This is a genomic window from Brevundimonas sp., assembly GCF_036405315.1.
GTDB lineage: Bacteria > Pseudomonadota > Alphaproteobacteria > Caulobacterales > Caulobacteraceae > Brevundimonas.
The window spans coordinates 1-21,503 of the sequence record NZ_DASWXW010000205.1; the positions used below are offsets into that span (position 1 = coordinate 1).

Below are 21,503 nucleotides of genomic sequence, written 5' to 3' on the forward strand. Positions count from 1 at the left end.
TTCCCAGCAGAAGCGCGACAGGACGATGGTCAGGCGCCGCGCGTCCTTTTCCCAGCGGATGTCGACAGGCCGCATGATGGCGTCCTGAAGCGCGGCCGAGATGATCTGCAGATCGACGGCGTCCTCGGCCAGCAGGCGCAATGGCTCCATCGGGGCCAGGGCTTCGGCCGCCGCGTCGTCGTCGTCAGAGACCGCCTCGACCTCAGTGCTCATCCGCCTCGCCTTTCACGCGCCGCACGTCGGCGCCGCAGGCTCCCAGCTTTTCTTCCATCCGCTCGAAGCCGCGATCCAGATGATACACGCGACCGACCGTGGTTTCGCCCTCCGCGACCAAACCGGCGATGACCAGGCTGATCGAGGCGCGCAGATCGGTGGCCATGACCGGGGCGCCGTGCAGCTTCTCGACGCCGCGCACCCGCGCCTCGCCGGCGTGGACCGAGATGTCGGCGCCCAGACGCGCCAGCTCGGGCGCGTGCATGAAGCGGTTCTCGAAGATGTTCTCGTGGATGATGCTTTCGCCTTCGGCGGTCGTCATCAGGGCCATGAACTGGGCCTGCAGGTCGGTGGCGAAGCCCGGATAGATCTCGGTCGTGACGTTGACGGCCTTCAACCGCTGCGCCGGGTCGCGACGGACGATGAGGCCGTCGGCGGTCGGTTCGATCTCGACCCCGGCCTCGATCATCTTGTCGGTCAGGGCGGTGATCAGGTCGGCGCGGCCCTTGGTCAGGCGCACCTCGCCCCCGGCCATCGCCGCCGCCAAGGCATAGCTGCCCATCTCGATCCGGTCGGGAATCACCGACCAGGTCGCGCCCGACAGCGACGAGACGCCGGTGATGGTCAGGACGTCGGTGTCCAGACCTTCGATCCTGGCGCCCATGGCGATCAGGCAACGGGCCAGGTCGCCGATCTCGGGCTCGCGCGCGGCGCGTTTCAGGACCGTCGTGCCGTTGGCCAGGACGGCGGCCAGCAGGGCGTGCTCGGTGGCGCCGACCGAGACGAAGGGAAACTCGATCTCCGCCCCTTGCAGCCCCTTGGGCGCGTGGGCGGAGACGTAGCCCTCTTCCAGCTCGATCTCAGCGCCCATGGCGGTCAGGGCCATCAGGTGCAGATCGACCGGGCGCGCGCCGATGGTGCAGCCGCCGGGCAGCGAGACCTTGGCCTCGCCCGAGCGCGCCAGCAGCGGACCCAGGACGTTGAACGAGGCCCGCATCTGGCGAACCAGATCATAGGGGGCGAAGGTCGAGGTCAGTTCCGGGGCGTGGAACAGGGTCTCCTGCCCATCGGCGCCGTCGCGCTCCGTCACCTGGACGCCGAACTGCCGCAGCAGCTGGCCCAGGAATCGGGTGTCGGCCAGACGCGGCATGTTGGTCAGCAGCAGGGGCTGATCCGTCAAAATCGAAGCCGCCATCAGCTTGATGGCCGAATTCTTGGCGCCGCTGACCTCGATCTGGCCGTTCAGGCGGTTGCCGCCGTGGATGACGATGCTGTCCATGAAATCTTTCGCGGCCGGAAACACTGCGCCCCGGCGAACCGCTTATCTAGCAAGCCCTTACGCACTCGCGAAAGAGCCGGATGCCCACAGGGGCGATGACTTTCAGTTGCGCTCCGTAGCCGGGCGAGACGCAGCGGCGGTCGGCGCCTTGCGGCGCTTCAGATTCGTCCGCAGGGCGGCGGCGAGGCGCACGGCGCGCTCAGCCTTGGCCTTCTGCTCGCGGGTCGGCTCCCCCGTCGGGGCGGGGGGAACGGCGTCTTTGGGCGGTGTTTCCATGCGACGCAGCAGACCGCGTGCAAAGATTTTGATCAAGCATGCATTTTCCGCTTGGCCCGGCCGAAGCCGTTGGCTATACGGCCGCTTCCTCAGTGACGGCCGCCGTAGCTCAGTGGTAGAGCGCATCCTTGGTAAGGCTGAGGTCGTGGGTTCGATTCCCCCCGGCGGCACCATCCCAGCCCTTGTAAGTCAATGACTTGCAAGGGCCGGGGCCAATCTCCTCCACAATCAGATGTGCTGTCCTGACGCGGCCGAAATGCGCCCGTTCGACGCCTGACGTCTGGTCAAAACCTCCCCGCGCCCGCTAGACCTTCCAACCTCAGTTCTGAGGGGTTTGGGGGCTTTCCATGAAGCGCAGCTTGTTGACCACCGTCGCGGCCCTGGCCGTGGCCTTCCCGGCGTTCGCGCAAACGACGCCAGCCGCCGATTCAACGGCGCCCGCCGCGACCACGCCCGCCAAGCCGAAATGGGACGTCCAGAACCCGCCGGGCGCCTCGCACGACGCAAGCATCGACGTCACCGAGGGCACCTGGATGTCGCTGGACGTCAGCCCTGACGGCCGCGAGATCGTCTTCGACCTGCTGGGCGACATCTACGTCATGCCGATCGGCGGCGGCGAGGCCCGTGCCATCGCCTCGGGCGTGGCCTGGGACATGCAGCCCAAGTACTCGCCGGACGGGCGCTCCATCGCCTTCACCTCGGACCGGGGCGGCGGCGACAACCTGTGGGTCATGGACCGCGACGGCTCCAACGCCAAACAGGTGTCGAACGAATCCTTCCGCCTGCTGACCCAGCCCGACTGGTCGCCGGACGGCCAGTTCGTCGTCGGCCGCAAGCACTTCACCTCGTCGCGCTCGCTGGGCGCGGGCGAGATGTGGCTCTATCACCGCGGCGGCGGCGGCGGCGTGCAACTGACCGAACGCCGCACCCAGCAGAAGGACACGGGCGAGCCCGCCTTCTCGCCCGACGGCCGCTACCTCTATTTCAGCGATGATTCCACGCCGGGCGGCGTGTTCGACTATTCCAAGGACCCGAACACCCAGATCTATGTGATCCGTCGCCTGGATCGCGAGACGGGCGAGGTCACGCCCTTCGTCACCGGCCCGGGCGGCTCGATTCGCCCCACGCCCTCGCCTGACGGCAAGTCCTTGGCCTTCATCCGGCGCGACCGGTACAAGTCCGTCCTCTACGTCATGGACCTGGAATCGGGCCGTGAGACCCCGATCCACGACGCCCTGGACCGCGACCTGCAGGAAACCTGGGCCATCCACGGCGTCTATCCGACGATGAGCTGGACGCCCGACAACCGCTCGATCGTCTTCTGGGCGGGCGGCAAGATCCATCGCATCGACGTGGCCACCAAGGCCGTCAGCGAGATTCCCTTCCACGTCGCCGACACTCGTCGCGTGCAGGAGGCCGTGCGCTTCCCCGTCGAGGTCGCCCCGGATCAGTTCGACGTGAAGATGGTCCGCTGGGCCCAGACCTCGCCGGACGGGTCCAGGGTGGTGTTCGAAGCCCTGGGCAATCTGTGGATTCGCGACCTGAGGAACGGCGTGGCCGGCGCCCCACGCCGCCTGACGCGCCAGAGCGACCATTTCGAGCTCTACCCCTCCTGGTCGCGTGACGGCCGGTCGATCGTCTACACGACCTGGAACGATCAGGACCTGGGCACCCTGCGGGTGATTCCCGCCGCTGGCGGCGAAGGCCGCGTCATCAGCGCCCATCCGGGTCATTATCTGGAGCCGCAGTTCTCGCCGGACGGCCAGACGATCGTCTATCGCACCTCCAGCGACGGCTTCCTGCGCACGGCCCTGTGGAGCCGCGAGCCGGGCGTCTATCGCACCTCGGTGCGCGGCGGCGAGCCGGTCAAGATCACCGAAGAGGGCTCCAACCCGCAGTTCGGCGCGCGCAACGACCGTATCTTCCTGACCTCGCGCGACGGCGACAAGCGCGTGCTGAAATCGGTCAACCTGTCGGGCGACGACGCCCGCACCCATCTGAGCAGCGAATGGGCGGCCGAGTTCTCAGTCTCTCCCGATGAGCACTGGGTGGCCTGGACCGAGCGGTTCAACGCCTATGTGACGCCCTTCGTCGCCACGGGACGCCCCGTCACGGTCGGCGCCGAGGCCAAGGCCCTGCCCCAGACCCGCGTCACCCGCGACGCCGGCGAGTGGCTGCACTGGTCCGGTGATTCCAGCCGTCTGCAATGGTCGATGGGACCGGAGCTGTTCTCGCGTCCGCTGCAAGAAAGCTTCGCCTTCGCCGAGGGCGCGCCCGCCGAACTGCCCAAGCCCGCCGAGCATGGGATCAAGATCGGCTTCAGCGCCGACTACGCCAGGCCGACCGGCCGCGTGGTCCTGAGCGGCGCCCGACTGATCACCATGAAGGGCGACGAGGTCATCGAGGACGGCGTGGTCGTGATCAACGGCAACCGCATCGAGGCCATCGGCCCGCGCGGCTCCGTGACGGTCCCCGCCGACGCCCGCGTCATGGACATGGCCGGAAAGACCATCATCCCCGGCCTGGTGGACGCCCACTGGCACGGATCGATGGGTTCGGACGAGATCATCCCGCAGCAGTCCTGGGTCGACTACGCCGCCCTCGCCTTCGGCGTGACCACCATCCACGACCCGTCCAATGATTCGAGCGAGATCTTCGCCCACAGCGAACTGGCCAAGGCTGGACGCGTCGTGGCGCCGCGCATCTTCTCGACCGGCACCATCCTCTATGGCGCCGCGACGCCCTTTACGGCCCAGGTGAATGATCTGGACGACGCCCTGTCCAACCTGCGCCGGATGCAGGCCATCGGCGCCTGGAGCGTCAAGAGCTACAACCAGCCCCGTCGCGACCAGCGCCAGCAGATCCTGGAGGCCGCACGCCAGCTGGGCATGATGGTCGTGCCGGAAGGCGGCTCCCTCTATCAGCACAACATGAGCATGGTGGTGGACGGCCACACCACGATCGAGCACTCGATCCCGCTGGCCCGTCTCTACGCCGACGTGCATCAGCTGTGGCGTCAGACCAAGGTGGCCTACACCCCCACCCTGATCGTGGCCTACGGCGGCAATTGGGGCGAGAACTACTGGTATCAGGCCACGGACGTGTGGAACGACCCGATCCTGACGAAGTACGTCCCGCGCCGCATCCTGGACAGCCGCGCCCGTCGCCCGGTCCATGTGCAGCCCGATGAGCTGAACCACATCTCCATCGCCCGCGAGGCCAAGCGTCTGGCTGACGAAGGCGTGTCGGTGCAGATCGGCGCCCACGGCCAGCGCGAAGGCCTCGGCGCCCACTGGGAGCTGTGGATGTTCGAACAGGGCGGCATGACCCCGCATCAGGCCCTGCGCGTCGGCACCCTGAACGGCGCTGCGGCGCTCGGCATGGACAAGGACATCGGCTCGCTGGAAACCGGAAAGCTGGCGGACCTGGTGGTGCTGGACGCCAACCCGCTGGAGAACCTCCGAAACACGGTCAAGATCGGCTACACCATGATCAACGGCCGCATCTTCGACAACCAGATGAACGAGGTCGGTCAGGCCCCGCGTCAGCCCTTCTGGCACCAGACCGCCGACGGTCAGGCCTGGAGCGCCGGCGCCGCGTCGGCCGAGGCGGATGCCCACGGTCACAGCCACGGCCACGACTGACGCAAGGCCAGCCTGGAGACGAAGAAGGCCCGACCATCCGGTCGGGCCTTTTTCATGGGCATTTTCAGACCGTCATCCCGGAAACGGCGAAGCCGTTATCCGGGACCACAAGAAACGCTGCCCCTTGGGCGGTCCCGGCTCTCCGCTACGCTTCGGCCGGGATGACATGATAGGTGCTACTCGACCGTCGCGGCCAGCAGGGCCGAGCGTGCGGCCGCCCGCCCCTTCAGCCAGCGCATCAGCACCACCGCGCCGACCACCACCACGGCGAAAGCGATCAGCATCAGGGTCGGACCGTGGGCCTCGCTCATGAACTCCAGCTGGGCCAGGCCCTTGGCGGCCAGATAGCCCGGCGCCAGCATAGCCAGAACCCAGACGAAGGCCGAGGTGACATTGGCCAGCTGGAACACGCGCTGGCGCATCCGCAGCACGCCCACCATGACCGGCACGAAGGCCCGCAGCGGCCCGAAGAAACGGCCGATGAAGATGGAAGCCACGCCGTAGCGACGGCAGTACAGCCGCGTCCAGGCGATCTTGCGCCGGTGAGGCAGCAGCATGGGCTGGCGCAGCACGCCCGTGCCCAGACGCCGCCCGATCCAGTAGGAGATGGCGTCGCCCATCACCGCGCCGCCGACGCAGCCGGCGATGACCGTCATGGGATCCAGCACGCCCGCCGCCACCAGACCGCCCGCGGCGACCAGCAGCCCCGTGGCGGGCACGAAGGCGCCGATCACCACCAGGGATTCAAGAAGGGTGACAGCCCCAAGAACGACCCCCGCCCAGACATGGTGTCTGGCGATGAAATCGGCGGCCGAACTAAGCAAACTATCCATACTGGTCCTCAATCTCCCGACGCATATGGGAGATCGCCGCCCAAAGGGAATGCGGCTATGGGACGCCCCGGATGAAACAGGCCGCGCCGTGGCGCGTGGGTCGCAGTCCGAACCCGGGTCCTAGCGGCCGGTTTGCAGGGAAACGCCGACCGAACTGGTCGCGCCCTGCGCGGCGTCAGGGCGAACCCGCACCGGCGCATAGGGCCGACCGCGGAAATGGCTCCCTTCAAAGCCGAGCGGCTCGATCACGCCGAACGGGCGGCCGTAGCCGCCGTAAGGATAGTCCCGATACGAACCGTAGCCGTAACCATAGCCCCAGGGGCTGTTCTTGGTCTGGCTGACGCTCAGGTTCAGCACGCCGTTTTCGCCGATCGGCAGCGACACCGCCGCCGCATAGTCGCGATAGCCGCCGGTGCCGAAGCCCACGCTGACCTCACCATGCATCTTGCGCGGTTCGCTCTCGGCCCAGGGATCAACCGGCGCGTTGCTGGCGGTCTCCGCTGTGCGCTCGCCGATCCAGCGGGCGATCTGCTCGTCCGTGCTCAGGCCGCGGGGGGCGGCGCTCTGCACCGTCGTGCTGGGCGAGGCGTCGGTCGTGGATGCGGCAAGGGCGGCAGTCGATGCCGTCAGCACCGATTGATCGCCGCGCGGCGCCGTTGCGACCACGCCCTCGGGGTCCATGTTCGCCAGCATCATCGCGGCGGCGGCCAGTTCGATCATCATGCGCCCGTATTCCCGTTCACCATCACCCTAACTGGAATTGCGGCTAAGGTCAGGCGGTCCCGTCGCCGCGCCCTAGCGGATCCGGCAAGGCTTCGCCTTCCGGCACAAAGCTGAGGGCGACCGAGTTGATGCAGTAACGCAGGCCGGACGGCGGCGGGCCGTCGGGGAAGACGTGGCCCTGATGGCTGTCGCAGCGGGCGCAGCGCGTCTCGACGCGGACCATGCCATAACTGTCGTCGCGAACGGCGCGGACGTGCGCCTCGTCCACAGGCACGCTGAAACTGGGCCAGCCCGTGCCGCTCTCGAACTTGGCGCCCGAGCGGAACAGCGGCAGGCCGCATTCCCGGCAGCAGAACACCCCGGCCCGCTTCTCGCCCAGCAAGGTCCCGCAGAAGGGCGCTTCGGTGCCGTGGGCCAGTAGGACGCGCCTTTCCTCGGGCGACAGGTCGGCCTCCAGTGCCACGCGCTGGCTCTCGCTCGGCGGCGTCAGATCAAAGCCTGAAGGCGAACGCGGCGGTGCGGAAGATTCGGTCTGGGTCATGATCCCAAAATAGGAAGGGCCGGACGATGTTTCCACCGTCCGGCCCCAGTAGTCTCAAGCCGCCTTCACCACCCGAACGGGCCTCAAGCAGCCCGAAGGGCGGTAGGCCCACTCATGAAATGAGCCCGAATGGCGACAGGCCCCTTCCTAGAAGAGACCACCGACCCAGGCGCGCACAGCGGCTTCGTCGGTCGGGTTGCCGGTGAAGCCCAGACCCTGAGCGGGGACATAGCCCTGGTTGTTGCCGCGCTGGCGCGTCGTCCAGGCCTTGTGACCATAGCTGAGGTCGGCGTAGTTCGACGGCAGACGCTGAACGGTCGGCTCGATGAAGATCGAATCGACGGCGGTCGCGGCGCCGGCCAGACGCACGTTCGGCAGACGGGTCAGCAGGTCCAGCGTGTCCAGGCAGCCGCCCGAGCAGCCGCCGTCGACCAGAACCACGACCGGCCCCTGAACCGGGTTGGCGGCGCCCGTGTCGGCGATCGACGGACGGCCCGGCATGACGAAGGTCTGCTGACCGGCGGCCAGGGCGGCGTCAAAGGCGGCGACGATGGCCTGGGTCTGTTCGATGACCGGGGCCGATTCCTGCACGAAGCGCGGGTCCGACTGCATGCGGTTCAGGGTGTCGGCGAACCATTGGCGGTTGGCCGGGGTGGCGCGATAGGTGATCTGGCCGGCTTCCGGCTGACGGCTGACGGTGAACTCCGGCGTCCAGATGCGGTTGGCCAGGCCATAGCCGCGCGAGGTGGCGTTGACAGAGGCGCCGTTGGCGCCGCGCAGGTCGATCACCAGGCCTTGCGACCCACGCAGGGTCGTCAGCTGGCTCTCGACCTGGGCGAAGAAGGCGTCCCAGCCGGCGTCGTCAGCCAGGGAGTTGACGTGAACCCACGGGCGACCGTCGACCTGTTCGATCGCCAGCTTGGTCGCGCCCGGCGTGAAGACCGAGGCGCGGTAGGCGGCTTCCAGGTTGGCCGGCGTCGCCGGTTGCGGGGTCAGGGTGTAGTCGCGCGTGCGGCGACCGACCGCGAACTCGCAGACCGAGGGCATGCCCGAGACCATCGGGTTGTTGCGGTTCCACAGCAGGTAGGGGGCGGTGCGAACGCGGTCGGCCTCGGTCGTCAGGTCGCCTTCGAAGCCGTCCAGCTTGGCCTTGGCGAAGTCGGCGATGGGCTGAACGTTGCAGGTCTTGAGCACGGCGCCGAGCGGCGGGGCGCCGCGTACGCCGGGCTGGACGTAGGAGACGACGTACTCGCCGTTGCGCCAGGCCGTGGCCACGCCGGGCCAGCTGGTGGCGAAGAACGGGCCGAGGCCTTCGAAGGTCGGGCGGATGGCGATGTTCGCATCACGGAATCCGTTGGCGTAGTAGCGCATCAGATAGGCGTGGCTGTCGCCGCTGTTGACCTGACCGGCCTTGCCAAGGGCGTCCTGCAGTCCGGCGTCGATCCAGCTGCGGAAACCTTCGCTGACTGCACCCGGCACCACGGCGGCGGGATGGTTCGCTTTCAGCGCATCGTGCGCGGCCTGAAGATCCTGGCGCGCCAGGTCGCTGAAATTCTGGGCCGAGGCGCCGCCAGCCGCGAAGGCCAGGGCGAGAGCGGCCGCCGAAGCGGTGAGCAGACGTTGCATGATGGGGACTCCCAGAAGGCCGTCGAAACGCGGTTTCGCCGTGTTTAAACCCAAGAAAGGCCCACGTTAAAGCCCCGTGACGAATTGACCGATCCGCCCGCCGCCTATGCCGCCGGTTTACTCGCGTCGACCCGCGCTCTAAGCGAGGCTGTCCTTCTCCAGAACCGACGCCGGATGCACCGTTTCTCTGACCTGTTCCTGACGTCCAGCGGTCGCATCGGCCGGATCGGCTTCATCTTCGGCGGCGGCGTCCTGCTGGCGCTGTGGGCGGGGTTCGATCTGCTGGCGCCACTGGCCCTGCGGGACTGGATCGGCTGGGCCGTCGCGGCCGTGCTGCTCTACTGCGGCGCCTGCGTCCTGTCGCAACGGCTGCATGATCGCGGCCGGTCGGGGTGGTGGAGCGGGCTGATCCTTCTGGCCGTCGCCCTGGCGTGGCCGCGTCCGCAGGCGCCGCTGGACTGGGTGGCCGCGGCCGTCCTGATCGTGGTCGCCGTCGATCTGGCGCTGCTGCCCGGACAGAAGGCCTTCAACCGCTACGGCGCGCCGCCGAAGGCTCAGAGCGGCGCAACGCCTTCCTGAACCAGACCGAAGATGCGCTGGAACGACGCCTTCAGCGCCCCGTCGGCCTCGTCCATCGTCGCCAGGACGCCTAGATCGACCAGGCTGGTGACGCCGTGCTCGGTGATGCCGCAGGGCACGATGCCGCCGAAGTGATCGAGGTCTGGCTCCACGTTCAGGCTGATGCCGTGGAAGCTGACCCATTTGCGGACCTTGACCCCGATGGCGGCGATCTTGTCCTCGCGAGACCAGCCCGCGCCCTTGCGCTCGACCCAGACGCCGACGCGGCCCTCGCGCATGCCGGCCTCGACGCCGAATTGGTCCAGGGCGCCGATGATCCAGTTCTCCAGCCCATGGACGAAGGCCCGCACGTCCTTGCCGCGCCTGTTCAGGTCCAGCATGACATAGGCCACGCGCTGGCCCGGCCCGTGATAGGTGAACTGCCCGCCCCGCCCCGTGCGATGGACCGGGAAACGGTCGGGCGCCAGCAGGTCGTCGTCCTTGGCCGAGACGCCCGCGGTATAAAGCGGCGGATGCTCCAGCAGCCAGACCACTTCCTCCGCCTCGCCGGCCGCGATGGCCGCGACGCGGGCTTCCATGGCGGCGACGGCGGGTTCGTAGTCGACATAGCCGGTCGAGACCGCCCATTGCACGGGGCGGCCGTCGGCGCGGATCAGGGAAGGTTCGGTCAGGCTTAACGGGTCGGCAAGCATGAGGCTTCAATGTGTCTCCAAACGCGGCGGCGCAAGGGCCGCCCCGTTGTTTGTGAGTATCGTCTTGAGCCAGATCGAAGCCGTCAATGTCGAGATTTCGATCGTGCTGGGCCGTTCGGTCCTGCCGATGCAACAACTGCTGCGCATGGGCCGCGGCGCTGTGATCCCGCTCGACGCCTCGGAACGCGACGAGGTCTGGATTCTGGCCAACAACCACCCGGTGGCGCGCGGCGAGATCGAGATTCGCGACGACCGCATCGCCATCACCGTGACCCGCACCGCCGACGTCTATGACTTCATGGCCGGCGCGGCATAATTCTGAGCCGCGGTCAAAAGGGCTCCGCCTTTTCGACCCGAGCATCTTTTTGGAGCCGCGGTCAGAAGGCTCCGCCTTCTCGACCCGACGCGGCTCTTGGCGGCAAATGAGCTGGAAAAGCCGGGACTTCGCCTATTTCCGCAAAACCCCCTTTTCTTTCCGTCGCCTCTCCGCTATTGCCCGCCCTCCGATGCGAGCGGTCGTGGCGGAATTGGTAGACGCGCAGCGTTGAGGTCGCTGTGGGGCAACCCGTGGAAGTTCGAGTCTTCTCGACCGCACCATCTGATCTGACAGGGCACATTCGGCTTCTACCAGGCTGAAAACATTCGGGGAGGCAGACACGTGACCAACACGGATTCCGCCTCCCCGGCCCCTGCGCCCGAAATCGAAACCGAAGATCACGTCGCCCTCGGCGAGGACTACGCCCTGACGGCGTCCTTCGTCGAAAAGGTCGTGGACGCCGCCGACGACGGCGACGGCATGCGCCTGCGCGGCCTGCTGGAAGATCTGCACCCCGCCGACGTCGCCGACCTGATGGGCTTCCTGACGTCCGAGCACCGCGCCGTGGTGGTCCAGTGGCTGCCGCCGGACCTTCTGGCCGACACCCTGCCGGAGCTGGACGACGGCATCCGCGAGGAAGTGCTGGAGCGGGTGCCTCACCTGACCCTGGCCGAAGCCCTGCAGGAACTGGACTCCGACGACGCCGCCGCCGTGGTCGAGGACCTGGAGGACGACCAGCGCGAGAAGGTGCTGGCCGCCATGCCCGAGGTCGATCGCGCCGCGATCGAAAGCTCGCTGGGCTACGCCGAGGACTCGGCCGGCCGCCTGATGCAGCGCGAGGTCATGGCCGCTCCGCAGTTCTGGAACGTCGGCGACACCATCGACCACGTCCGCCGTCAGGGCGAGGACCTGCCCGAACTCTTCTTCGACATCTATGTCGTCGACCCCCTGAACCACCCGGTCGGCGGCGTGGCCATCAGCCGCCTGCTGCGGGCGCCGCGCGAGACGCCGCTGTCCGAACTGATGGAGCCGGTCAACGCCATCGACGTCGATGTCGACCAGGAAGAGGTCGCCTACATCTTCGAGAAGTACAACCTGATCTCGGCCCCGGTCGTCGACACCGGCGGCCGACTGGTCGGTCAGCTGACGGTCGATGACATCGTCCACATCATTCAGGAAGAGAACCGCGAGGACATCCTGCGCCTGGCCGGTGTGTCGGACGAAGACCGGTCCTCCGGCGTGCTCGAGATCGTGCGCGGCCGCGTGCCGTGGCTGGGCATCAACCTGTTCACCGCCGTCCTCGGCGCCGGGGTCATCGCCTTCTTCGAGGGCACGATCCAGCAGATCGTCGCCCTGGCGGTCCTGATGCCCATCGTCTCGGCCATCGGCGGCAACGCCGGCACCCAGGCCCTGACCGTCACAGTCCGCGCCCTGGCGACCCGCGAACTGACCTCCTCCAACGCCGCGCGCACCTTCTGGCGCGAGCTGACGGTGGGGCTGGCCAACGGCCTGGTGCTGTCGCCCCTGATCGGTCTGGCGGCGGGCTTCTGGTTCCATGATTGGCGCATTGGCGCGGTCATCAGCGCAGCCATGGTGCTGAACCTGCTGGTCGCGGCCACCGTCGGGGTCATGACGCCGCTGACCCTGTCCAAGCTGAAGTTCGACCCGGCCGTCTCCTCGGCGGTCTTCGTGACGGCGACGACGGACTTCTTCGGCTTCCTGATCTTCCTCGGCCTGGCGACCATCGTCCTGCTCTGAAGCGGGACTGGGCGTTTCGGAACACGGCTTGCTGCTTCGCTTAACGGGCGAGCGCGCCCGTTTCGAAATGGGTCAGTCCGTGTCCGCAGCCACGTCCCAGCGCATGAAGGTGTCCCGCGAGGGCCTGCTTCTGATCAAGAGCTTCGAGGGCTTCCGCCCCCGGACCGTGCGTCGTCGCGACGGCGTGCCGGTCATCGGCTATGGCCACACCCAGTCCGCCCGGCCCGGCGCCGCGATCAGCGAGGCCGAGGCGGAACTGCTGCTGCAATACGACCTGCTGCCCATTGTCGAGGCCATCAACAGCCGCGTCTCGATCCCCCTGAACCAGCATCAGTTCGACGCCCTGGCCAGCTTCATCCTGTCGATCGGCCTGAAGCGGTTCGAAGGCTCGGACGTGCTGGAAAGGCTGAACGCCGGCGCCACGGCCAAGGCGGCCGAGGCCCTCAGCGGCTGGCCCGACCGCACCCCGCCGCCCGTCGACGCCCTCTATCGCCGTCGCTCGGCCGAACGCGCCCTGTTCGACACCCCGGCCGACCGTCCCGCCCCGCTGGACCAGCTGCTGACCGCCCCCGTTCAGGGGCCCGGCGCCCGGTCCGACGCCCCCGCCGACGACAGCGCGCCCGCCACGATCCAGGTCCTGCGTCATGAGCGTCGCCCGGCCCCGACCGCCCATGCCGGCGACACCGGAGCCGTCATCTTCATCGGCGGAATCGGCCTGCTGGCCTTCATGGCCGGGATCGCCGCCTTCCGGCGCACCCTGACGGCGTCGCAGAGCGCCGACGGCGCCATGCTGATCGGCGGGGTTCTGGTGCTGCTGGGCCTGACCTTCATCGGCGTGGCGGGCTGGAACCTGCTGCGCAACCGGAACAATAAGAGCGCCGTCTGAGGCGGCTTTGCGAAGCGCGTGCGCGATGCTACGGCTTGCGGCATGAGCATTCCCTTCGCGCCCCAATCCATGGAATTCGGCCTCGGCGAGAACGCCGACGCCATTCGTGAAACCACCGCCCGCTGGGCCGCCGACCGGCTGGCCCCGCTCGCCGCCGAGATCGACGAGAAGAACGAGTTCAAGCGCGAGCTGTGGCCCGAAATGGGCGAGCTGGGCCTGCACGGCATCACGGTGGAAGAAGAGTTCGGCGGCCTCGGCCTCGGCTACCTCGAACACGTCGTGGCGATGGAGGAAGTCAGCCGCGCCTCGGCCTCGATCGGCCTCAGCTACGGCGCCCACTCCAACCTGTGCGTCAACCAGATCCGCCGCTGGGGCACGCCCGAGCAAAAGCACAAGTATCTGCCCAAGCTGATCTCGGGCGAGCATGTCGGCTCCCTGGCCATGTCCGAGGCCGGTTCCGGCTCGGACGTCATGTCGATGCGCACCCGCGCCGACAAAAAGGGCGACCGCTACGTTCTGAACGGCGCCAAGTTCTGGATCACCAACGCCCCCTCGGCCGACACCCTGGTGGTCTACGCCAAGACCGATCCCGAGGCCGGCTCCAAGGGCTGCACCGCCTTCCTGGTCGAGCGCGGCATGAAGGGCTTTTCGGTCTCCAAGAAGCTGGACAAGATGGGCATGCGCGGCTCCGACACCGCCGAGCTGGTGTTCGAAGACTGCGAGATCCCGGAAGAGAACGTCATGGGCCCCGTCGGCGGCGGCGCCGGCGTGCTGATGAGCGGCCTGGACTATGAGCGCGCCGTCCTCTCGGCCGGCCCCCTGGGCATCATGCAGGCGGCCCTGGACGTGGTCCTGCCCTACGTCCGCGAGCGCAAGCAGTTCGGCAAGGCCATCGGCAGCTTCCAGCTGATGCAGGCCAAGGTCGCCGACATGTACGTCGCCCTGAACAGCGCCCGCGCCTATGTCTACGCCGTGGCCCGCGCCTGCGACCAGGGCAAGACCACCCGCTACGACGCGGCGGGCGCCATCCTGCTGGCCTCGGAAAACGCCGTGAAGGTGTCGCTGGAGGCCGTCCAGGCTCTGGGCGGCGCCGGCTACACCAAGGAATGGCCGGTCGAGCGCCTGGTGCGCGACGCCAAGCTCTATGACATCGGCGCCGGCACCAATGAAATCAGGCGCTTCCTGATCGGGCGCGAACTGCTGGGCTGACGGAACGACACGGCGGGCGCGCGGTCGCCCTTCATCAAGGGATGATCGCTCCGCCCGCCACGTGACGAAACATTAAGCCGCACCCCATGCGTTGGGGATGGCGCGGTCGTCTCGTCGCCCCTACCCTTGGCGGACCTTCGCTCCCCGAGTCTCGCCTGATGACGCTTGTTCCCACGCCGCCGCCCGACGAGAGCCGGACGTTCTCCGACGTGCTGGAGCGGCTGGGCTATGGCGGCGATCCCAAGCTTAGCCTGAAAGAGATGGTCGAGGCCTTCGGCGAACGCGGCTTCGGCGCTGTCGTCCTGATGCTGTCGCTCATGGCGCTGATCCCCTGGCCGCCGGGGGGCAAGGCCGTCTTCTCGGCGCCCATCATCCTGATCGCCGCCGAACTGGCGCTGCAGCGCGACAAGGTCTGGCTGCCGCGCTGGCTGCTGAAGGCCTCGGTCAGTCGCGCCACCTATCAAAGCGCCAGCAAGAAGATCCTGCCTCGGCTGCGCCAGGTCGAACGCCTGACCCGCCCCCGCTTCCCCATTCTGACGGGCGAGGCCGCCGACGTGGTGGTGGGGGTGATCTGCATCCTGCTGGCGCTGATGATGGCCATGCCCGTTCCGTTCGGGGACGCCCTGCCCGGCCTGACCCTGGCGATCTTCGGACTGGCCATCATCCAGAGGGACGGCGTCTTCATCATCGCCGGACTGATCGGAACCGCCATCTGCGGCGTCTATCTGACCCTGGTGTGGACGACGGTCGTGGCCATCGTCCACGGCATCGCTCACTGGTTCGGCGCGCTGTTCTGACCGCTCTCAACAGCGCGAAGCGCGGCAGCGCGCAAAAAAGCGCCGCCGGGTCGCCCCAGCGGCGCTTCATTGTCTGACCGCGAACGGCCGAACCGCTGCCTTCCCGAAGGATCAGGCCCGGGCCTCCCGAGAGGACCAGATCGCGGCGATCGCCCGCGATTGATGACAATGAGACACTGGCCACCTCCTTTCGACTGCTGAACAGGAAGGTCAGGCTAGGACTGGTTGCCGGGCGACGTAAAGGCCGCTCCCGCCATCGTGATCAGGGCGCCGGCGACGGCCCTGCCAGCCCCTGCATGATCATGCGGTTGATGTCGATCAGGGTCTCGAAATCATCCTCGCCGCGCATCACCGCCGAGCTATGGCGGCTGATGAAGAGGTCCAGGGAGATGATCTGCGCCCGCAGGGCCTGCGGCATGGTGTTGGACGGCTCGCTGCAGGCCGAGGACAGCGTCGACCACAGCCGCCGGTTCCAGTCCAGGGCGTCGATCCGGGTCGCGATGTCCGCCTTGTCGACCGTGGCGGCGTGCATCAGCGCGCGCGTCACCTGGCCGAACAGCCGGTATTCCATGTCGCGCGGAGATTCAGCCCGCGTCGCCGCCGTCTTGTACGCTTGAAGCGACATTGCCGAGCCTTTGGTCTTCGTAATCGACGATCTTACGGGCGCCCATCAGGGCCTTGTAATACTGGCGCGCCAGCACGTGCTTGGAGCAGGCGACGCATTCGGCCAGGATATCCGGGTTGCGGATCGCCCCCATGAACTCGGTCAGACGCAGGGCGAACTCGTCATAGAAGTTCGCGGCCGACGCCTCGTCCAGATACATCATCATGACGGGGAAATAGATGCGCCGCGCCGGCGTGTTCACGTCCTCGGGCTGCATGATGTCCTTCTCACGCAGGACGCTGGCCTTGTTCTGCAGGACCAGGACGCCGCGCCGGTCGCCGTTCTGAACGACAGCGCCGTTCAGGACGAATTTCTCGCCGGGCTTGAGCGATAATTTCAGCGGCAAAGGGAATCTCCGTGGCGCGTTCCAACCTGAGCGGTCGGCGACTGAGGAACTGTAAAGCGACGTGGTTAACCATCCCTTCCAGAACGGATCAGGGATACTGCGCGGACAGGACGCACGGAACGCCCGCCGACCTACGCCGTTACTCCCTGCGAACAGGGAGACGCGGCGGTGGCCCATCCAGACATCGACTTTGAAGGCCAGGATCAGGCGGAAATCTATGACGAAACCCACGTCGACGACGAGGGCGAAGGCGACATTTCATTTGACGAGGCGGACGATGTTCTGGACGTGACCCAGGCCGAAGGCGACGCCGACGACGAGCCTTTTGACGAGGACGATCAGGCTCTTGACGACGAACTGGCGCTGGACGGCGTCGAAGCCGAAGCCGACGCCCTGCTGGGCGTTGATTCCACCCGGCTCAGCGAGATCGACGCGGACGGCGAAGTGGGCTCCGCCTCCGACGAGGTGGAACTGGTCTACGCCGGCCTGATGCGGAACCAGCGCGGCGCCCAGGCCAGCGCCGCCCACTGGGAGGCCAAACGCCTCTCCGACGATGACATCGAGGACCTGGGCTACGGCCCCGACAGCGAGGAGCAAGCATGACCGAACGCCATCCCAGCAAGGCGCAGGAAGACGCCGACCCCGACACGGCCCCGGCCAAGCCCGCGCCGCGCGAGGTCGGCAAGCCGGACCAGCTGAAGGACAGGGAGAAGGAGGCGGAGAACCGTCAGGAAGCCCTGATCGACGAAGCCGTCGAGGAGAGCTTCCCGGCCAGCGATCCCGCTTCGGCCAAGCGCATCACCTGATCTGTTCAGGCGCGTCCTGATAAGCTACCTGCTCCTGTCCCCCGATTGGAGCAGGTCTTTCATGAGCCGGTTCGAAGGCACGTCCGACTATATCGCCACCGACGATCTGAAGGTCGCCGTGAACGCCGCCGTGGCGCTGGAGCGCCCGCTGCTGATCAAGGGCGAGCCGGGCACGGGCAAGACGGTCCTGGCCTATGAACTGGCCCGCGCGCTGAACGCGCCGCTGATCACCTGGCACGTCAAGTCGACGACCAAGGCCCATAACGGCCTCTATGAATACGACGCGGTCAGCCGCCTGCGCGACAGCCAGCTGGGCGACGCGCGGGTCCACGACGTCCGCAACTACCTTAGGAAGGGCAAGCTGTGGGAGGCCTTCACCGCCCCCGTTCGCCCCGTCCTGCTGATCGACGAGATCGACAAGGCCGACATCGAGTTCCCCAACGACCTGCTGCAGGAACTCGACCGCATGGAGTTCTATGTCCAGGAGACGGACGAGACGATCCGCGCCGAAGTCCGCCCCGTCGTCGTCATCACCTCGAACAACGAGAAGGAACTGCCCGACGCCTTCCTGCGCCGCTGCTTCTTCCACTACATCCGTTTCCCCGACGCCGAGACCATGCAGGACATCGTCGAGGTCCACTTCCCCGGCATCAAGCCGCGCCTGGTCTCGGAGGCGCTCAAGACCTTCTACGAAATCCGCGACACGCCGGGCCTGAAGAAGAAACCCTCGACCTCCGAACTACTGGACTGGCTGAAGCTGCTGCTGGTCGACGATGTCAGCCCTGAGACCCTGCGCGAGAAGACGCCGGGCAAGCTGATCCCGCCCCTGCACGGCGCCCTGCTGAAGAATGAGCAGGACGTCCATCTATTCGAACGGCTGGCCTTTCTGAACCGCCGCGAGGGCGCCCGTCCCGGATCGTGACGACGCGCCGCGATACCGCCGCCTTCGATTACCGCGATTTCACTGGATAAGGCGCGCCTTGCGCGCACAATCGGACCCGAACTGGAGCCGACCATGCACCATCTTCTCTGGCCCGTTTGCGCCCTCGCGCTCATGACCGCTGCCTGCGACAGCGGGGGGACGGTGCGGATCACCACAACCACCTCGGGCAAGGACGCCCGCGGCGTCCTGAAGGTGATCAACACGCTGCAATGTCCCCAGACGCAAGGGGTTCTGACCCGCAAGGGCTCGGCCCGCGCCGACGGGGCCACCTGCGTTTACAGCGGGCCGCGCGGCGCCGAGGTGACGCTGCATCTGGTGTCGTTGGAGGACGCCTCGGTGCATGACATGCTTAAGGCGTTCGAGGACCGTCTGACAGCCGCCCTGCCGGAAGCCATGGCCGAGGTCCGCTCGTCCGAAGACCGGGCGCGCGCCGATGCGGCCCGGGCCGAGGCTGACGCCGCCAGGGCCGAGGACGACGCTCATCGCGCCGAAGCCGACGCCGCCCGCGCCGAAGCGACGGCGGCGGCCGCCGCCGAATCCGCTCATGTCAGCGCGCCCGGCGTGCGCGTGGACGCCCAGGGCGACAAGGCGTCCGTCCGCCTGCCCGGCATGCGGATCGACGCCGACGGCGACCGCGCCAACATCAAGATCGGCGGCATCACCATCCGCGCCGACGACAAGAACAGCCAGGTGAACGTCGCCTCCGACAGGGAGACCGTCTCCATCGACGCCGCCGACGGCGCCGCCCGCATCCGCACCAGCGCCCCGGGCGAGGCCGTGCGCGCCACCTTCCTGATGACCGCCGACCAGTCCTCGACCACGGGCTGGCGCGTGGTTGGGTATGAGGCGCGCGGTCCCTCAGGCGGCCCCATCGTCGTCGCCACCGTGCGCGGCAAGGATCGTAACGAAAACCGTGTGTTCGAGGCCGCCAAGGCCCTGGTCACGCTGAACGTCGGGGATTAACCCCCACGAATCGCAACGCCTGCCCTTGATCGGGCGTTCGGGATGCGTCACCTCACCTGCCCCATGCGCAGGACCCCGATTTTGGCCGAAGAACACGAAGACCTGGCGCCCAGGCCCAAGCCCAGACCCCCCAAGCCCCCGCGCGCCTGGCAGCGGATGCTGTCGGGCCGTCGTCTGGACCTGCTCGATCCGTCGCCGTTCGACATCGAGATCGAGGACATCGCCCACGGCCTGGCCCGCGTCGCCCGCTGGAACGGCCAGACGATCGGCGAGCACGCCTTCTCGGTCGCCCAGCACTCGCTGGTGGTCGAGGAGATCGCAGCCCACATCCGTCCGGGACTGGAGCCGAAATGGCGCCTGGCCGCCCTGCTGCACGACGCCTCTGAATACGTGATCGGCGACATGATTTCGCCGTTCAAGTCCGCGCTCGGCGCCGGTTACAAGGACTTCGAGGCCCGCCTTGAGGCCGCCATCCACGTCCGCTTCCAGCTGCCGCCCAAGACGCCGCAGACCATCAAGGTCCTGATCAAGAAGGCCGATCGCGCCTGCGCCTTCTATGAGGCGACGCAGCTGGCGGGCTTCAACCGCCGCGAGTCGCTGCAGATCTTCGGCGCCCCGCCGGCCGGCTACGACCTGATCATCGACCCCCTGCCCGCCTCGGTGGCGCAGCAACGCTATCTGGACCGCTACCGCGTTCTGGCCGAAGCTGTCGGCATCCTGCCCGGCGCCGACGCCTGGCACACGGAATAGGGACTGCATGACGCAAGGGGGGACGACCCAGGGCAACGAGCAAGGCGTGCGGATCGGCCTGTCGGCCGTGGTCATCGCCCTGCGCGCCGGTCAGGCCGTGGTCCTGACCACCCACGCCGCCGACGGCGCCCCGGCCCTGCCCTTCGGCCCCTTCGATCCGGCGCGCGACCGCACCTTCGAACTGGCCTTGCGCGCCTTCGTGACCCAGCAGACCGGCTTTCCGCTCGGCTTTGTCGAACAGCTCTACACCTTCGGCGACGCCGGGCGCGCCTCGCCGCGCGCCACGCCCGGGCCGGAGCGCGCGCGCGAGGTCTCGGTCGGCTATCTGGCCCTGACCGCCGAGGCGCCCGAGGCCCCCGGCCTGGACGCCGCCTGGACCCCCGTCTTCGACATCTTCCCCTGGGAGGACTGGCGCGACGGGGCGCCCGTCGTGATGCAGACGCTGGAACCCGCCCTGCGCGCCTGGGCCGCCGACGACGCGCGCCGACTGGGTCGCGCCGAGACCCTGTTCGCCCTGACGCCGGATCGTCGCTGGAACGAGGAACGGGTGCTGGAGCGCTATGAACTGCTCTACGAGGCGGGGCTGGTCGCCGAGTCCGCCCGCGACCACGATCGACCCGCACCGTCACCTCTGCCTGACCTGCCGATGGCCTCGGATCACCGCCGCATCGTCGCCACGGCGCTGGGCCGCCTGCGCTCCAAGCTCAAGTATCGCCCCGTCCTGTTCGACTTGACGCCCGACACCTTCACCCTGTCCTCCTTGCAAGCCGCCGCTGAGGCCGTCACGGGCCTGTCCCTGCACAAGCAGAACTTCCGTCGCGGGGTTGAACGCGCCGGTCTGGTCCAGGCCACGGGCGTGTTTTCCAGCGACACCGGCGGTCGTCCGGCCGAGCTGTTCCGCTTCGTCGGCATTGATCCGCTAGGCGGTCCCGCGCCCGGCTTGACCCTGCCCGGACAGCGCTGAAACTTTTATCGAATTTCTTGCCTAGAATCGCTTGCGGCCCGCGCCGCCTTTGACTAGAGAAGCCCCTCGCTCGACCAAGCGAATATCGGCCCCGCGGAGAGGTGGCAGAGTGGTCGAATGTACCGCACTCGAAATGCGGCGTAGGTGGAAGCCTACCGTGGGTTCGAATCCCACCCTCTCCGCCACACACCCCGCATAGCTTGTCTCTGGCTGCGGGGCCGAGGGCCAACCCTCCGTAATCCCCGCCTTGTTCCTCGCCAAACCGCCCTGGTTCGCCCTGATTTCCGGCCCTCTGCGCCCGGTTCCGAGGGCCTTTGGGCCCCCAGTCTCTGGCAAGTCTGGAGTTGGTGGAGTTTGGCGATTTCCCTGTTTCGTCTTTTTCGAGGAACCGGCCGTGAGGGGCCGTGAGGCTCCATTTCCTCCGCCGCTTCAGAGCGTTCCGCGAGGGATGGTGCTCAATCCCGGCGCCTCGGAACAGGGAATTCGCCGACTAGGAACAGGGAATTAAATCTCACGCAACAGGATGCTCAAATACGCCGAACAGGGCCTGAAAGAACGATTTCGGCCGCTTACGAGGCGATAAAAGTCCCGCAGCGCGATGATAATTTTGTAATAATGGATAGTAATCTTCCCGTAGCCAATGATTGATTGGCGCGGCTAGGCAGCTGCCCCGAACATCCGCCGCTGACGATCCC

At 67.5% G+C, this 21,503-nt stretch carries 24 protein-coding genes and 3 tRNA genes; 16 read left to right on the top strand and 11 right to left on the bottom strand.

Annotated elements, in window-relative coordinates:
- The 3 genes from VGE49_RS12665 to VGE49_RS12675 all read right to left on the bottom strand — a co-directional run.
- Positions 1-213 (bottom strand): DUF2948 family protein (locus tag VGE49_RS12665; protein ID WP_331034902.1); only part of this gene is annotated, 213 nt, incomplete at its 3' end.
- Complete coding sequence (gene murA, locus VGE49_RS12670; protein ID WP_331034903.1) at positions 203-1,492, bottom strand: UDP-N-acetylglucosamine 1-carboxyvinyltransferase; 1,290 nt, start codon at positions 1,490-1,492, stop codon at positions 203-205. The genes murA and VGE49_RS12665, both read right to left, overlap by 11 nt.
- A 102-nt stretch (positions 1,493-1,594) precedes the next feature.
- A complete protein-coding gene (locus VGE49_RS12675; RefSeq protein ID WP_331034904.1) occupies positions 1,595-1,768 on the bottom strand; it encodes a hypothetical protein in 174 nt (57 codons plus the stop codon).
- A 98-nt stretch (positions 1,769-1,866) separates the two neighbouring features.
- On the opposite strand from VGE49_RS12675, the gene VGE49_RS12680 reads away from it, so the two are divergent.
- Positions 1,867-1,941: transfer RNA gene (locus tag VGE49_RS12680), tRNA-Thr, on the top strand.
- Positions 1,942-2,127: 186 nt separating this feature from the next.
- Entirely contained in the window at positions 2,128-5,412 is a 3,285-nt protein-coding gene (locus VGE49_RS12685) for an amidohydrolase family protein (RefSeq protein WP_331034905.1), read from the top strand.
- A 176-nt stretch (positions 5,413-5,588) separates the two neighbouring features.
- On the opposite strand, the gene VGE49_RS12690 is transcribed toward VGE49_RS12685, so the two are convergent.
- From VGE49_RS12690 to VGE49_RS12705, 4 genes are all read right to left on the bottom strand, one after another.
- Positions 5,589-6,245 carry a DedA family protein gene (locus VGE49_RS12690; RefSeq protein ID WP_331034906.1) on the bottom strand — a complete coding sequence of 219 codons (657 nt, stop codon included), beginning with the start codon at positions 6,243-6,245 and terminating at the stop codon, positions 5,589-5,591.
- 120 nt (positions 6,246-6,365) lie between these two features.
- Positions 6,366-6,968, bottom strand: coding sequence for a hypothetical protein (locus VGE49_RS12695; protein WP_331034907.1), 603 nt, complete (start codon positions 6,966-6,968; stop codon positions 6,366-6,368).
- A gap of 49 nt (positions 6,969-7,017) precedes the next feature.
- Positions 7,018-7,509 (bottom strand): peptide-methionine (R)-S-oxide reductase MsrB, encoded by a 492-nt coding sequence (gene msrB / locus VGE49_RS12700; protein WP_331034908.1) that lies wholly within the window; start codon positions 7,507-7,509, stop codon positions 7,018-7,020.
- 147 nt (positions 7,510-7,656) lie between these two features.
- A complete protein-coding gene (locus tag VGE49_RS12705; protein WP_331034909.1) occupies positions 7,657-9,135 on the bottom strand; it encodes a hypothetical protein in 1,479 nt (492 codons plus the stop codon).
- A gap of 174 nt (positions 9,136-9,309) precedes the next feature.
- Between VGE49_RS12705 and VGE49_RS12710 the strand changes: the two genes are divergently transcribed.
- Complete coding sequence (locus tag VGE49_RS12710; RefSeq protein WP_331034910.1) at positions 9,310-9,714, top strand: DUF805 domain-containing protein; 405 nt, start codon at positions 9,310-9,312, stop codon at positions 9,712-9,714.
- On the opposite strand, the gene lipB is transcribed toward VGE49_RS12710, so the two are convergent.
- Positions 9,690-10,406 carry a lipoyl(octanoyl) transferase LipB gene (lipB, locus tag VGE49_RS12715; RefSeq protein WP_331034911.1) on the bottom strand — a complete coding sequence of 239 codons (717 nt, stop codon included), beginning with the start codon at positions 10,404-10,406 and terminating at the stop codon, positions 9,690-9,692. The two genes, VGE49_RS12710 and lipB, sit on opposite strands and share 25 nt — an antisense overlap.
- A gap of 64 nt (positions 10,407-10,470) precedes the next feature.
- Between lipB and VGE49_RS12720 the strand changes: the two genes are divergently transcribed.
- From VGE49_RS12720 to VGE49_RS12745, 6 genes are all read left to right on the top strand, one after another.
- Positions 10,471-10,722 carry a FliM/FliN family flagellar motor switch protein gene (locus VGE49_RS12720; RefSeq protein ID WP_331034912.1) on the top strand — a complete coding sequence of 84 codons (252 nt, stop codon included), beginning with the start codon at positions 10,471-10,473 and terminating at the stop codon, positions 10,720-10,722.
- 196 nt (positions 10,723-10,918) lie between these two features.
- A tRNA-Leu gene (locus VGE49_RS12725) sits at positions 10,919-11,003 on the top strand.
- Positions 11,004-11,064: 61 nt separating this feature from the next.
- Entirely contained in the window at positions 11,065-12,480 is a 1,416-nt protein-coding gene (gene mgtE / locus VGE49_RS12730; protein ID WP_331034913.1) for a magnesium transporter, read from the top strand.
- A 28-nt stretch (positions 12,481-12,508) separates the two neighbouring features.
- Positions 12,509-13,366: a lysozyme gene (locus tag VGE49_RS12735; protein WP_331034914.1), complete on the top strand. Its 858-nt coding sequence runs from the start codon at positions 12,509-12,511 to the stop codon at positions 13,364-13,366.
- A 42-nt stretch (positions 13,367-13,408) separates the two neighbouring features.
- Positions 13,409-14,575, top strand: coding sequence for an isovaleryl-CoA dehydrogenase (locus VGE49_RS12740; RefSeq protein ID WP_331034915.1), 1,167 nt, complete (start codon positions 13,409-13,411; stop codon positions 14,573-14,575).
- A gap of 158 nt (positions 14,576-14,733) precedes the next feature.
- Positions 14,734-15,372 (top strand): exopolysaccharide biosynthesis protein, encoded by a 639-nt coding sequence (locus VGE49_RS12745; protein ID WP_331034916.1) that lies wholly within the window; start codon positions 14,734-14,736, stop codon positions 15,370-15,372.
- Between the two features lie 262 nt (positions 15,373-15,634).
- On the opposite strand, the gene flaF is transcribed toward VGE49_RS12745, so the two are convergent.
- Together flaF and flbT are read right to left on the bottom strand one after the other, a co-directional pair.
- Positions 15,635-15,997, bottom strand: coding sequence for a flagellar biosynthesis regulator FlaF (flaF, locus tag VGE49_RS12750; protein WP_331034917.1), 363 nt, complete (start codon positions 15,995-15,997; stop codon positions 15,635-15,637).
- Entirely contained in the window at positions 15,957-16,382 is a 426-nt protein-coding gene (flbT, locus tag VGE49_RS12755; RefSeq protein ID WP_331034918.1) for a flagellar biosynthesis repressor FlbT, read from the bottom strand. Before flbT ends, flaF begins: the two co-directional genes overlap by 41 nt.
- Positions 16,383-16,550: 168 nt before the next feature.
- Between flbT and VGE49_RS12760 the strand changes: the two genes are divergently transcribed.
- The 7 genes from VGE49_RS12760 to VGE49_RS12790 all read left to right on the top strand — a co-directional run bounded on the left by VGE49_RS12760 (position 16,551) and on the right by VGE49_RS12790 (position 20,993).
- Complete coding sequence (locus VGE49_RS12760) at positions 16,551-16,985, top strand: hypothetical protein (RefSeq protein ID WP_331034919.1); 435 nt, start codon at positions 16,551-16,553, stop codon at positions 16,983-16,985.
- Positions 16,982-17,188 carry a hypothetical protein gene (locus tag VGE49_RS12765; RefSeq protein WP_331034920.1) on the top strand — a complete coding sequence of 69 codons (207 nt, stop codon included), beginning with the start codon at positions 16,982-16,984 and terminating at the stop codon, positions 17,186-17,188. The genes VGE49_RS12760 and VGE49_RS12765 overlap by 4 nt, the downstream gene beginning before the upstream one ends.
- 61 nt (positions 17,189-17,249) lie before the next feature.
- On the top strand, positions 17,250-18,110 hold the full coding sequence (locus VGE49_RS12770; protein WP_331034921.1) for an AAA family ATPase: 861 nt from the start codon (positions 17,250-17,252) through the stop codon (positions 18,108-18,110).
- Between the two features lie 93 nt (positions 18,111-18,203).
- On the top strand, positions 18,204-19,094 hold the full coding sequence (locus VGE49_RS12775) for a methyltransferase type 11 (RefSeq protein WP_331034922.1): 891 nt from the start codon (positions 18,204-18,206) through the stop codon (positions 19,092-19,094).
- Between the two features lie 156 nt (positions 19,095-19,250).
- Complete coding sequence (locus VGE49_RS12780; RefSeq protein WP_331034925.1) at positions 19,251-19,844, top strand: HD family hydrolase; 594 nt, start codon at positions 19,251-19,253, stop codon at positions 19,842-19,844.
- 7 nt (positions 19,845-19,851) lie between these two features.
- On the top strand, positions 19,852-20,808 hold the full coding sequence (locus tag VGE49_RS12785; protein WP_331034923.1) for an NUDIX hydrolase: 957 nt from the start codon (positions 19,852-19,854) through the stop codon (positions 20,806-20,808).
- A 95-nt stretch (positions 20,809-20,903) separates the two neighbouring features.
- A tRNA-Ser gene (locus tag VGE49_RS12790) sits at positions 20,904-20,993 on the top strand.
- A 326-nt stretch (positions 20,994-21,319) separates the two neighbouring features.
- On the opposite strand, the gene VGE49_RS12795 is transcribed toward VGE49_RS12790, so the two are convergent.
- A partial coding sequence (locus tag VGE49_RS12795; RefSeq protein WP_331034924.1) for a hypothetical protein occupies positions 21,320-21,503 on the bottom strand: 184 nt, incomplete at its 5' end.

Coding starts and splice junctions, on each gene's coding strand:
- murA (WP_331034903.1), bottom strand. CDS start 1,492: ATGGACAGCATCGTCATCCACGGCGGCAACCGCCTGAACGGCCAGATC.
- VGE49_RS12675 (WP_331034904.1), bottom strand. CDS start 1,768: ATGGAAACACCGCCCAAAGACGCCGTTCCCCCCGCCCCGACGGGGGAG.
- VGE49_RS12690 (WP_331034906.1), bottom strand. CDS start 6,245: ATGGATAGTTTGCTTAGTTCGGCCGCCGATTTCATCGCCAGACACCAT.
- VGE49_RS12695 (WP_331034907.1), bottom strand. CDS start 6,968: ATGATGATCGAACTGGCCGCCGCCGCGATGATGCTGGCGAACATGGAC.
- msrB (WP_331034908.1), bottom strand. CDS start 7,509: ATGACCCAGACCGAATCTTCCGCACCGCCGCGTTCGCCTTCAGGCTTT.
- VGE49_RS12705 (WP_331034909.1), bottom strand. CDS start 9,135: ATGCAACGTCTGCTCACCGCTTCGGCGGCCGCTCTCGCCCTGGCCTTC.
- VGE49_RS12710 (WP_331034910.1), top strand. CDS start 9,310: ATGCACCGTTTCTCTGACCTGTTCCTGACGTCCAGCGGTCGCATCGGC.
- lipB (WP_331034911.1), bottom strand. CDS start 10,406: ATGCTTGCCGACCCGTTAAGCCTGACCGAACCTTCCCTGATCCGCGCC.
- VGE49_RS12740 (WP_331034915.1), top strand. CDS start 13,409: ATGAGCATTCCCTTCGCGCCCCAATCCATGGAATTCGGCCTCGGCGAG.
- VGE49_RS12745 (WP_331034916.1), top strand. CDS start 14,734: ATGACGCTTGTTCCCACGCCGCCGCCCGACGAGAGCCGGACGTTCTCC.
- flaF (WP_331034917.1), bottom strand. CDS start 15,997: ATGTCGCTTCAAGCGTACAAGACGGCGGCGACGCGGGCTGAATCTCCG.
- VGE49_RS12765 (WP_331034920.1), top strand. CDS start 16,982: ATGACCGAACGCCATCCCAGCAAGGCGCAGGAAGACGCCGACCCCGAC.
- VGE49_RS12770 (WP_331034921.1), top strand. CDS start 17,250: ATGAGCCGGTTCGAAGGCACGTCCGACTATATCGCCACCGACGATCTG.
- VGE49_RS12775 (WP_331034922.1), top strand. CDS start 18,204: ATGCACCATCTTCTCTGGCCCGTTTGCGCCCTCGCGCTCATGACCGCT.
- VGE49_RS12780 (WP_331034925.1), top strand. CDS start 19,251: ATGCTGTCGGGCCGTCGTCTGGACCTGCTCGATCCGTCGCCGTTCGAC.
- VGE49_RS12785 (WP_331034923.1), top strand. CDS start 19,852: ATGACGCAAGGGGGGACGACCCAGGGCAACGAGCAAGGCGTGCGGATC.